Here is an 11,747-nt window from a genome sequence, read left to right on the forward strand (position 1 = left end):
ATGGTAACCGCATTCGACTACGTTCCGGCAATCGTCCTGTTGCCGTTCGTCTCGTTCGTCGTCGCACTGTTCCTCGGGAAGTACCTCCCGAAGAAGGGTGCCTACGGTGGCATCGCCGCCACCGCAGGCTCGTTGCTGCTGTCGATCTGGGTGCTGTTGGCCGTCCGCAGCGGCAGTGCCCACCAGGAGACCTACTGGACGTGGGCCGAGGGCGTCGGTGCCCAACCCTTTACCTTGGAGTTCGGCGCACTGATCGACCCGTTGTCGGCGCTCATGCTCGTCATCGTGACGCTGATCGCCACCCTCGTCCACGTCTTCAGTCTCGGCTATATGAACGACGAGGGCGAACGCGACCTGCCGCGCTACTACGCTGGCCTCGGGCTGTTTACGGCCAGTATGCTCGGCTTCGTCATCGCAGACAACCTGCTGATGGCGTTCATGTTCTTCGAGCTGGTGGGACTCTGTTCGTTCCTGCTGATCGGCTTCCACTTCCGCCAGGAAGGGCCGCCGTCGGCAGCCAAGAAGGCGTTCCTGGTCACCCGGTTCGGTGACTACTTCTTCCTCGTCGGCGTCGTCGCCGTCTTCGCCACCTTCGGCACAGCCGCCTTCTCCGGCGCGGAGTCGTTCCCGGCGCTCGCCGAGAGTGCGATCAACGGAACCACCGAAGGGATCAACACCTTCGGCTTCGAGCCGACGACGTGGTTCACCATCGTCGGTCTGCTCGTTTTGGGCGGCGTGATCGGCAAATCCGCTCAGTTCCCGCTCCACACATGGCTACCTGACGCGATGGAAGGTCCGACCCCCGTTTCGGCGCTGATCCACGCAGCGACGATGGTTGCAGCCGGTGTCTACCTCGTCGCCCGGATGTACGGCTTCTACGTGCTGACGCCGACGACGATGGGGATCATCGCGCTAGTCGGTGGCTTTACGGCACTATTCGCGGCGACGATGGGGATCGTCAAAGAGGAGCTCAAACAGGTGCTCGCCTACTCGACGATCTCACAATACGGCTACATGATGCTCGCCCTCGGTTCGGGCGGCTACGTGGCCGCCGTCTTCCACCTGACCACCCACGCCTTCTTCAAGGCGCTACTCTTCCTCGGTGCTGGCTCGGTCATCATCGCCATGCACCACAACGAGAATATGTGGGATATGGGTGGCCTGAAAAACAAGATGCCCGTGACCTACTGGACGTTCCTCGCGGGGTCGCTCGCGCTGGCGGGGATCTTCCCGTTCGCCGGGTTCTGGTCGAAAGACGAGATCCTGTATGAGGCACTGATTCACGCTGGCAGCGAACCGCTGCTGTTCGCTGGCTACGCGATGGGGCTGCTCGCAGTCCCTGTCACTGCGTTCTACACCTTCCGGATGGTATTCCTCACCTTCCACGGCAATGCCCGCTCTGAGATCGCGCGCAACCCCGAACCCGTTCGCTGGAACGTCAAAGGGCCGCTGTCGGTCCTCGGCGTGCTCGCGGCGGTCACCGGCGTCATCAACATGGTGCCGGTCCAGAAGGTCCTCGGCCTGGAGGGAATCGACTACCTCCATCGCTGGCTCGACAACGAGTGGGGTGGCATCGAGGGGCTATCGTCACACCACTACGCCGAAATCGGTCCCTACAGTTCGACCTACCCCTTCGGTACTGAGGTTGCAACCGTCCTCGCGGGCGCAGCCATCTCGCTGGCGCTTGCACTCGTTGGCCTCGGCCTCGCGTGGAAACTCTACAACGTCGCCGAGCCGGTCGAACACACCGCCAAACTCGGTGGTGCCAAGGAGCTGCTGTACAACAACTACTACCAAGACGAGTTTCAGGTCTGGCTCGCCAACCGCACCCGAGGCGTCTCGGGGAACGCCGACACCTTCGATCAGGGCGTCGTCGACGGCGTCGTCAACGGCGTCTCCTCGGTCAGCCTCGTCAGCGGTGACCGGATCAAACGCATCCAGACCGGGGTCGTCGGCAACTACGCGCTGTTGCTCACGCTGAGCCTAACGGCGCTGCTTGTTGCCTTCGCGATCTTAGGAGGGTGGTTCTGATGATTATCGAAGCACTACTTGCATTCACGTTCGCCGCCGCACTGCTCGTCTTTGCCGTCCCGAACAAGTACGCACACAAACTCGCCTTCGGGCTGAGTCTGGTTCCCATCGCCGGGAGCCTTTATATGTGGTCGGCCTTCGAGACCGGCGGCAACGCGCTGACTGGCGGCCAGATCGCCTTTGAGACGGTCGCCCCGTGGCTCGAAATCGCTGGCTACCAACTGCAGTGGTACGTCGGCGTCGACGGAATCAGCCTGCCGCTGGTCGTCCTAACGACGTTCCTCACTGCGCTTGCGATCATGAGCGCGTGGACTCCTATCCAGGATCGCCAGAGCCAGTTCTACGGCCTGATGCTCCTGATGGAGGCCAACCTGATCGGCGTCTTCACCGCACTGGACTTCTTCGTCTGGTTCATCTTCTGGGAGGCCGTCCTGGTGCCGATGTACTTCCTCATCGGCGTCTGGGGTGGCCCGCGCCGGAAGTACGCCGCGATCAAGTTCTTCGTCTACACCAATATCGCCTCGCTGGTGATGTTCATCGCCTTCATGGCGCTGGTGTTCTCGCTGCCGGTCGAGACGTTCGGTCTGCCCGAGATCACCCAGTCGCTCGCGGCGGGTGAGCTCACTTCGTTCTACGGCCTGCCAGCCGACACGCTCGCGCTGGTCGTCTTCGCGGCGATGTTCGTCGGCTTTGCGGTCAAGGTGCCGGTCGTCCCGGTCCACACGTGGCTGCCGGACGCCCACGTTGAGGCCCCCACGCCCGCCTCGGTCATGCTGGCTGGCGTACTCCTGAAGATGGGGACCTACGCCCTGCTCCGATTCAACTTCACGATGTTGCCCGAACAGGCCAGTGTGTTCGCGATCCCGATCGGGATCATCGCGGTCGTCTCGGTGATCTACGGCGCGATGCTCGCACTCGCCCAGACGGACCTCAAGCGGATCGTCGCCTACTCCTCGGTCTCGTCGATGGGCTACGTCATCCTCGGACTGATCGCCTTTACCGAGTTCGGAATGGGTGGGGCGACGTTCCAGATGGTCGCCCACGGCCTCATTTCGGGGCTGATGTTCATGGCGGTCGGCGTTATTTACAACGCGACCCACACCCGGATCGTCGACGATATGTCCGGACTCGCAGATCGGATGCCGGTCGCCGTCTGGATTCTCGTCGCCGGAGCCTTCGCCTACATGGGGCTGCCCCTGATGGCTGGCTTCGCCGGTGAGTTCTTCATCTTCGTCGGCTCCTTCGGCTCGACGGCGCTGCCGTATGCGCCGGTGTTCACCGCATTGGCGATGTTCGGTATCGTCATCGTCGCGGGCTACCTGCTGCTGGCGATGCAGAAGACGCTGTTCGGTCCGTTCCGGCTGGAGACCGACTACGAACTCACGCGTGCACCGCTCCACGACATCGCGCCGCTGGTAGCGCTGCTCGGAGCGATCATCCTGCTTGGGGTCGCCCCATCGCTGTTCTTCGACATGATACTCGATGCAACCGTTCCGATCCTTGAACTGGGAGGTGGGCTCTGATGAGCCTCCTTCAGATCGAACCGACGAACTGGATCTACGCCATGTGGTCGCTCCAGCCGGTCGTCATCCTGGCTGTGACCGCCCTGCTGGTGTTGGGGATCGACAGTCTCTCGCCGGATTCCCGCTCCAACCGGCTGCTGGCCGGGACGGCGACCGCTGGCACGCTCGTCGCACTCGGTGTGACGGTGTGGTATCTCGCGGCCGGAACCGGTGCTGCGGGCTCTGGCGGCCCGATCAGCCTCTTCAGCGACGCAATCGTCGTCGACGGGATGGGGCTGTTCTTCATCGCCATCTTCACCAGCGTCGCCGCTCTGGTCGTCGTCGCCAGCGTCGACTACCTCGAAGACGACGACAACCCGGCAGCGTTCTACTCGCTGCTGTTGTTCGCGACGACTGCGATGTCGCTGATGGCCGTCTCGAACTCCCTGGCAACGGTCTTCATCAGTCTGGAGATGGCCTCGCTGCCTTCGTACGCGTTGGTCGCCTACCTCAAGACCAACCGCGGCAGCGTCGAAGCCGGTCTCAAGTACTTCCTGATCGGGGCAGTGTCGGCGGCGGTCTTCGCCTTCGGTATCAGCCTCGTCTACGCCGCAACCGGCTCGCTGCTGCTGCCGGAGGTCGCCGCCGCGATCGGTGATGTAACCGATCTCGCAGGCATCCTCGGCGTGGGGATCCTGATGGTCGCCGGTGGGTTCCTGTTCAAGACGGCCTCGGTGCCGTTCCACTTCTGGGCACCCGAGGCCTACGAGGGCGCACCCGCTCCCGTGAGCGCGTTCCTCTCGTCGGCCTCGAAGGCCGCCGGGTTCGCCGTCGCCTTCCGCGTGTTCGCGGTCGCGTTCACGCCCGCCCTCGACGTGGCGATCAACTGGGGACTGCTGTTCGGTATTCTCGCGGTGGTCACGATGATCCTCGGCAACTTCGCCGCCGCGACCCAGACCAACGTCAAACGGATGTTGGCCTACTCCTCGATCGGTCACGCGGGCTACGCGCTGATCGGCCTCGCAGCGATTACCGCCGGTGCGAGCGCGGCCAACGCGACGGTGATGGGTGCGGCGATGGCCCACCTGTTCGTCTACGGCTTCATGAACACGGGCGCGTTCCTGTTCATCGCGATGGTCGAGTACTGGGGCGTCGGCCGGACCTTCGAGGATTATGCCGGACTCGGCCGGAAGGCTCCGATGGCCTCGATCGCGATGGCCGTCTTCATGTTCAGCCTCGCCGGACTGCCGGTGTTCGGCGGCTTCTTCTCGAAGTACTTCCTGTTCCTTGGGGCGATCAACGCCGGCTTCTGGTGGCTCGCAGCGGTCGGTGCGGTCACCAGCGCACTGTCGCTGTACTACTACAGCCGCGTCGTCAAGGCGCTGTGGTTCGAGGAGCCCAACGGGAATCTCGATGCCCTCGACAGCAAGCCAACCGGCCTCTACGCCGCGGTCATCGCCGCTGGCGTGATCACGATCCTGCTGCTGCCCGGCTTCGGTCCGGTCATCGAGACCGCGGAGGCCGCCGCCGCTGCCATCTTCGCCTAAGCGGTAAGCGACACTGGCAGCTATTTTTAAGTAGTCGTCCGCTATCGAGCCGGTAGGGACCTCTTATTTGTGACATGACCCACGGTTCACGGGGCGACGACGGCACCGTTTTCCCGGTCGACCACCTCACGTAGGCTATGATACGTCGGCTCGTTCTCGGGGACGGTGCGCTGGGACGCACCGTCACGGATCGCACGACCGACCAGCCCGGCGAGCTGTACGTCGTCACCGGTGACAGCGGTTGGGTGACGACGCTCCGCGAGAAGAAGATCGCGGCGATCGAAGGCGATCCAGCCGATCCCACTCACTACCCCTCGGCGGTCGATGTCGTCGTGGTTGCGGCCGACGACTCGATGCAGACCGAGCGAATCGCGGCTGTCGCCCGCGAGGAGTTCCCCGAAGCGACGATTATTGCAGCAGTCGGACTGGACGCCTCGACGCCGACGCGTGACCGACTCGCCGCGTTGGCCGACGAGCTCGTCGACCCTCGCGAGGAGATCACCGACAGGGTACTCGATGCGACCGCGAGCGGTCACGGCGGCCGGATGGGTCGGTTGCTGTCGGCCATCCGATCGCTTTCGAAACCGCTGGCGGTGGTCGCCCACGACAACCCCGATCCGGACGCGATCGCCAGCGCGGTCGGGCTCGTCGCGATCGCCGAGTCGGTCGGCGTTCCAGCCGATGCCTACTACTTCGGTGAGATCTCCCACCAGGAGAACAGAGCCCTCGTCAATCTGCTCGACCTCTCGCTGTACCCTGCCGACCCCGACAGTTTCGAGCCGTCGAACTACGGAACGGTCGCCTTGGTCGACCACTCCCAACCCGGCGTCAACGACAGTCTCCTGCCCGAGACGCCGGTCGGGATCGTCGTCGACCACCACCCGCCCCGAATGCCGATCGACGAAACCAACAGATACGTCGATATCCGCCCGGATGTCGGCTCAACGAGCACGATCATCACCGAATACTTCCGGCGGCTCGGACTCGTCCCCGAGCAGGCGCTGTCGACGGCACTGCTGTACGGTATCCAGACCGATACCAAACGGTTCACAAGAGAGGTCTCGGAGGCCGACTTCGAGGCCGCCGCCGTGCTCTCGGCGACGGCCAACGAGGACGATCTCGACCGGATCGAATCGCCGAGCGTAACCGCGTCGGTCGTCGAAACGCTGGCCACGGCGATCCAGCGACGTGACGTCCGTGACTCCTCGCTGGCGACTTGCGTTGGACAGATCTCCGACCGGGACGCGCTCGCACAGGCGGCCGACGATCTGTTGAATATGGAGGGTGTTACGACCGTCCTCGTCTACGGCTACACCGACGACATGATCTACGTCTCGGGGCGAACCCGTGGGGCGTCGATCGATCTCGGCGAGATCCTCCGTGAAGCGCTCGACCGGATCGGCAGTGCGGGTGGTCACGCGAACATGGCGGGCGCACAGCTCCCGCTCGGCATCATCAGTGAGGTCGACGAAGACGAGTCACTCATTGATGTCGTCCACGAGCTGGTCGCCGGGCGGTTTTTTGCTGCCCTGGATGTCGCAAGCGAGCCCGCGGCCTATATGATCAACCCACCCCTTGGTGGACGCGAAGAGTAGTCGGCGAGCACGTACTCAATCGGTCACTGGCACTAGGTTTTTCCACGCGTTCGGCTTACCTCGCGGTATGGATAGCAAGCCACGGGTCGAGGAGTATATGACCCACGAGGTCTCGACCGTCTCGCCGGACGATACGGTCGCGGAAGTGACTCGCCGGATCGTCGAAAGCGACGGCCACAACGGGTTTCCGGTCTGCCGGGAGCTGACTGTCGAGGGGTTCGTCACCGCGCGTGATCTGCTTGCTGCCGACGGCCAAACACCCATCTCGGCGGTGATGACGCCGGATATCCTGGTTGCCGACCCCGAGATGTCAGTCACCGACGCCGCCCGCGTCATTCTCCGGTCGGGCATTCAAAAACTCCCGGTCGTCGACGACGAGGGGCGACTGATCGGCATTCTCTCGAACACGGATGTCGTCCGGAGCCAGATCGAGCGCGTCACACCTGAAAAAGTCGGCAAACTCCGGCGAAGCCTCGAACAGATCCACGAGGGGGTTGAGCTGAGCGAGGAGCGCCGACAGGTATCGCTGTCCGATCTCACACCGACCCAAGAGCGCGTGTATGCCGACGAGCTCGCGGGGCGACGCTACGAACTCGAACGCGGCCTCGCCGAGCCGCTGGTGGTCATCGACAACACCGGCTCGGCCGATGACGCCGATCTGTATCTAGCCGACGGCCACCACCGCGTGCTGGCCGCCGATAGCCTAGATATCCCTGAGATGGACGCCTACGTCATCGTTCTCAGCGAGTCGGTCGAGCTCGGAATCGCCGAGACGGCCGCCAAACACGACTTGACGAGAATCGAGGATATCGAGATCGTCGACTACGCCCGCCACCCGCTGGTCGAGACGACCGAGCGACTCCAGTGACCGAATCACTAAGTCGGTGGCAGACTCCCTGCGAGTATGTACACGACTCTCATCCGTTCTTGGGGTGACACGCAGTGAGTGGGGACACCGACGAGCGCCAGCCGGTGATCGGCGTCGATGTCGGCGGTACCTTTACCGATGTTGTCCTCCTTGCCGATGGCGAGCTGACGACGACCAAGGTTCCGACGACAACGGACCAAAGCAGGGGCGTTATCCAGGGCCTCACGCGGGCCTGTTCGGTCGCCGATATCGACCCACGCGAGATCGAGGGGTTCAGCCACGCGATGACCGTCTCGGTCAACGCTCTCCTGGAGGAAACCGGAGCGACGACCGCGCTCGTCACGACCGAGGGGTTTCGGGACGTCCTCGAAATCGGCCGCCAGGACCGCCCCGCGCTCTACGATCTGGACGCCGAGAAACCGACTCCGCTGGTTCCCAGACGGCGACGGTTCGAACTCGACGAGCGGGCGACGACCGAGGGGATCGAACGACCGGTCGAAGAAAGCGAGGTCGACGCACTCGCCGCCGAGCTCGCAGAGGGCGAGATCGAAAGCGTGGCAGTCTGTCTGCTTCATGCCTATGGGCATCCGGAAAACGAGAAACGGGTCGCCGATCGGCTCCGCGACCGCCTCGACCTACCGGTCTCTGCCTCCCACGAAGTGCTCGCGGAGTTCCGGGAGTACGAACGCACGTCGACGACAGTCGTCGACGCCTACGTCCGACCGCCTATCCAGCGGTATCTCGCTCGGCTCGACGAGCGGGTCGCCGATATCGGCGTGCCGACCCCGCGTATCATGCAGTCCAACGGCGGAATCGCCGACTCGGCGGCTGTCCGCGAGCGCGCGGTCACGACGGTACTATCGGGACCGGCGGCAGGTGTCATTAGCGCGAACGCGGTCGAGACCGCCCGCGAGGGGCTGATCACCTTCGATATGGGCGGGACATCGAGCGACGTGAGCCTGGTCAGAGAGGGCGGCGCGGAGATCACGACCGACGCCGAAATCGGCGGCCGACCGATCGGAACCCCAATGGTCGACGTCCACACGGTCGGGGCGGGCGGCGGCTCGATCGGCTGGGTCGACGCCGGTGGCGCGCTCCGGGTCGGTCCCGAATCAGCGGGAGCTACGCCCGGCCCGGCAGCCTACGGGCGTGGCGGCACCGAGCCGACAGTCACCGATGCGGATCTCGTGTTGGGATACATCGGCGACGACGCCGAACTCGGGGGCGATCTCTCGCTCGATGTCGACGCCGCCCGGCGGGCGCTCGAATCGCTGGCCGAGGAGGCCGGGGTAGACGACGCACTGGCGGCCGCCCGCGGCGTCTATCGCGTTGCCAACGCGAACATGACGCGTGCGATACGCGCGGTCACGGTCGAACAGGGACACGATCCCCGACGATTCGGCCTCTGTGCCTTCGGTGGCGCTGGCCCGATGCACGCCGCGGCGATCGCCGAGACGCTCGGCGTCGAGTCGGTCGTCGTTCCCTACGCAAGCGGCGTCCGGTCGGCGTTCGGGCTCCTGTCGGCCGACGAGAAACACGACGCCGCCCGGACGGTTCGAACACCGCTATCGGCACTCGGAGCTGAGGCCATCGACGAGACGCTCTCGACGCTTCGGAGCGAGGTGCTGTCACGGATCGCCACCACGGAGACGGAACCAACCGTCGAGTATGCCGCGGATCTCCGCTACAGCGGGCAGAGTTTCGAACTCACGGTGCCGGTTTCACGGCCGGTCGACACCGAGACCGTTCGTGTCGCGTTCCACGATGTCCACGAGTCGATCTCGGGCTACCGGATGGACGAGCCGGTCGAATGCGTGACGCTGCGGGCGACTGCGGTAGCCGAACGCGAGCCGCCTACCGTCGACTACGAGCCCGAGGGCCCAGCACGGACCGGCAGCCGGGAGGCGTTTTTCGACGGCGAGTTCGTCGCAACACCGATTTACAACCGCGATGGGCTGGGCGTCGATCAACCGATCGACGGTCCGGCGGTCCTGGAGGCCGACGAGTCGACGACAGTCGTTCCACCGGACTGGACGGCGACCGTCAGCGCCGACGGAACGCTCAGACTCACACGGGAGGACACACGATGACCGACGCCACCGACACCGCCAGTTCCGAGCCGGAGATCGACCCAGTCTCCCTGGAGATCATGCGCAATCAGCTGGAGGGAGTCGCCGAGGAGATGGGCCAGGTGCTAGTAGCCGGTGCCTACTCCCCCAATATCAAGGAGCGGCGCGACTGCTCGACGGCGCTGTTCGACACCGCAGGGCGGCTCGTTGCCCAAGCCGAACACATCCCCGTTCATTTGGGAGCAATGCCCGAGGCCGTCGACGCCGTCCGCAAACAGGACCCACAGCCGGGTGATGTCTGGCTCCTCAACGATCCCTTCGCTGGCGGTACTCACCTTCCGGATCTCACGATGGTGTCGCCGATCGTCGCCAACGGCGAAGGGATAGGGTATGCCGTCTCGCGGGCCCATCACGCCGATGTCGGTGGGATGGTACCCGGAAGTATGCCCGCCGGAGCCAGAGAGATCTTCCAGGAGGGCCTCCGAATCCCGCCGGTTCGGATCGTCGCCGACGGCGAGCGCAACGAGGAGCTACTCTCGCTGCTGTTGGCGAACGTCCGCAACCCCGACGAGCGGCGGGCGGATCTCCGCGCCCAGATCGCCGCCAACGAACGAGCCGAAACACGACTCGCGGAGCTCCAGGCCGACCACGGCCGCGACCGGCTCCGGGCTGCCTTCGATGCCGTCATCGACTACTCCAGCGAGCGGATGGCAGCAGCGATCGCGGAACTCCCGAATGGCACGTTCGCCGCCGAGGATTTCCTCGAAGGCGACGGGATCACCGACGACGATATCCCGATTAGGGTGCGACTAACGATATCTGAGGGGTCGATTACGGTCGATTTTACCGACAGTGCCCCGCAGGTCCTGGGTAATGTCAACGCCCCGCGGGCAGTGACGAAGAGCGCGGTCTACTTCGTCGTCCGCGCGGTGACCGATCCGGATATTCCGCCGAACCACGGCTGTTACCAGCCCGTCTCAGTCGAGATACCGCCCGGAAGCCTGCTCGATCCGGAGCCGCCCGCGGCCGTGGTCGGCGGCAACGTCGAGACCAGCCAGCGGGTGACCGACACGGTGCTGTCGGCGTTTGCGTCGGCAATCCCCGACGAACTCCCGGCACAGGGACAGGGGACGATGAACAACCTCACGATCGGGAGCCGCAACGGCGAGGGCTTTAGCTACTACGAGACGATCGGCGGCGGCTTCGGCGGGCGTCCGACCAAAGACGGGATGGACGCCGTTCAGGTCGGGATGACGAACACGCTGAACACGCCGATCGAGGCCCTCGAAGCCGAGTATCCGCTTCGGGTCACTCGGTACGCGCTCCGCCCGGACAGCGGCGGCTGCGGCCGGTATCGCGGCGGCCACGGGATCGAACGCCAACTGGAGACCGAGGTACCAGCGACCGTCTCACTCCTGACCGAGCGCCGACGCCATCCCCCACGTGGCGTTGCTGGCGGCGAGCATGGAGCCACCGGGGAGAACCTCGTCGACGGCGAGCCGGTCGGGGCGAAAACGACGATCGAGGTCGAGGCTGGCACGACAGTGACGGTTCGGACGCCCGGCGGCGGGGGCCACGGGCCGCCGGAATCCCGGGAGGCAACGGCTGCCGGTACGGACGAGGAACGTGAGGACGATCCATCACACGACGAGTAGCTGGCGGCTACTCGGCTGTCTCGTCGGCGGTTGCCTCACGCTGCCAGTCGTCGACCAACGCCTCGGCGGCCTCGCGGGTCTCGACGACCTCGTAGGCGTAGCCGCGGTCTTCGTCGGCCTGATACAACCGGTCGAGCCGGACCGCAAACCGGCCGTCGGTGCGTCGGCGAAGCCGGATCGTGGCGTTCCCGTCGGCTCGGCTCCACTCTTCGATCCCGTCTTCGACTGTCGTCTGGTCCCATTCCATACTGTCACAACAGCCAGCGGCTACACGTAGGTTGCGGAATCAGAACCGGCGTTAGTCCGAGTGGGCGGCGGCGATCTGCTCGTCACCACCTTCCGACCGGATGATCGTCCCGCAGGACGGACAGACCGGATAGCCGAAGTCGTCGTAGTCGGCCGCACTTGGAATGACGGTACAGGAGGGACAGGCGTTCGCGGAGAGCCAATTGAAGCCCATACCCGGTGTTGTTCGATCAT

9 protein-coding genes are annotated in these 11,747 nt (G+C 64.7%); 7 read left to right on the plus strand and 2 right to left on the minus strand.

From position 1 onward, the window contains the following. The 7 genes from nuoL to NO877_RS05825 all read left to right on the plus strand — a co-directional run bounded on the left by nuoL (window position 1) and on the right by NO877_RS05825 (window position 11,267). Window positions 1–2,031, plus strand: coding sequence for an NADH-quinone oxidoreductase subunit L (gene nuoL, locus NO877_RS05795; protein WP_256395376.1), 2,031 nt, complete (start codon window positions 1–3; stop codon window positions 2,029–2,031). Next, complete coding sequence (locus NO877_RS05800) at window positions 2,031–3,554, plus strand: complex I subunit 4 family protein (protein ID WP_256395377.1); 1,524 nt, start codon at window positions 2,031–2,033, stop codon at window positions 3,552–3,554. Before nuoL ends, NO877_RS05800 begins: the two co-directional genes overlap by 1 nt. Further along, window positions 3,554–5,080, plus strand: coding sequence for an NADH-quinone oxidoreductase subunit N (locus tag NO877_RS05805; protein WP_256395378.1), 1,527 nt, complete (start codon window positions 3,554–3,556; stop codon window positions 5,078–5,080). Before NO877_RS05800 ends, NO877_RS05805 begins: the two co-directional genes overlap by 1 nt. Window positions 5,081–5,217: 137 nt before the next feature. Then, window positions 5,218–6,675, plus strand: coding sequence for a DHH family phosphoesterase (locus NO877_RS05810; protein WP_256395379.1), 1,458 nt, complete (start codon window positions 5,218–5,220; stop codon window positions 6,673–6,675). A 67-nt stretch (window positions 6,676–6,742) separates the two neighbouring features. Further along, window positions 6,743–7,543 carry a CBS domain-containing protein gene (locus tag NO877_RS05815; RefSeq protein ID WP_256395380.1) on the plus strand — a complete coding sequence of 267 codons (801 nt, stop codon included), beginning with the start codon at window positions 6,743–6,745 and terminating at the stop codon, window positions 7,541–7,543. A gap of 74 nt (window positions 7,544–7,617) precedes the next feature. After that, a complete protein-coding gene (locus tag NO877_RS05820; RefSeq protein WP_256395381.1) occupies window positions 7,618–9,633 on the plus strand; it encodes a hydantoinase/oxoprolinase family protein in 2,016 nt (671 codons plus the stop codon). Beyond that, entirely contained in the window at window positions 9,630–11,267 is a 1,638-nt protein-coding gene (locus NO877_RS05825) for a hydantoinase B/oxoprolinase family protein (protein WP_256395382.1), read from the plus strand. The genes NO877_RS05820 and NO877_RS05825 overlap by 4 nt, the downstream gene beginning before the upstream one ends. A gap of 7 nt (window positions 11,268–11,274) precedes the next feature. Here the strand turns inward: NO877_RS05825 and NO877_RS05830 are convergent, their stop codons facing one another. Together NO877_RS05830 and NO877_RS05835 are read right to left on the minus strand one after the other, a co-directional pair. Then, window positions 11,275–11,514, minus strand: coding sequence for a DUF7543 family protein (locus NO877_RS05830; RefSeq protein WP_256395383.1), 240 nt, complete (start codon window positions 11,512–11,514; stop codon window positions 11,275–11,277). Between the two features lie 51 nt (window positions 11,515–11,565). Further along, window positions 11,566–11,727, minus strand: coding sequence for a hypothetical protein (locus NO877_RS05835; protein WP_256395384.1), 162 nt, complete (start codon window positions 11,725–11,727; stop codon window positions 11,566–11,568). Window positions 11,728–11,747: the final 20 nt, after the last annotated feature.

This window comes from Halohasta litorea (assembly GCF_024494645.1).
In the GTDB taxonomy this organism is placed as follows: Archaea; Halobacteriota; Halobacteria; order Halobacteriales; family Haloferacaceae; genus Halohasta; species Halohasta litorea.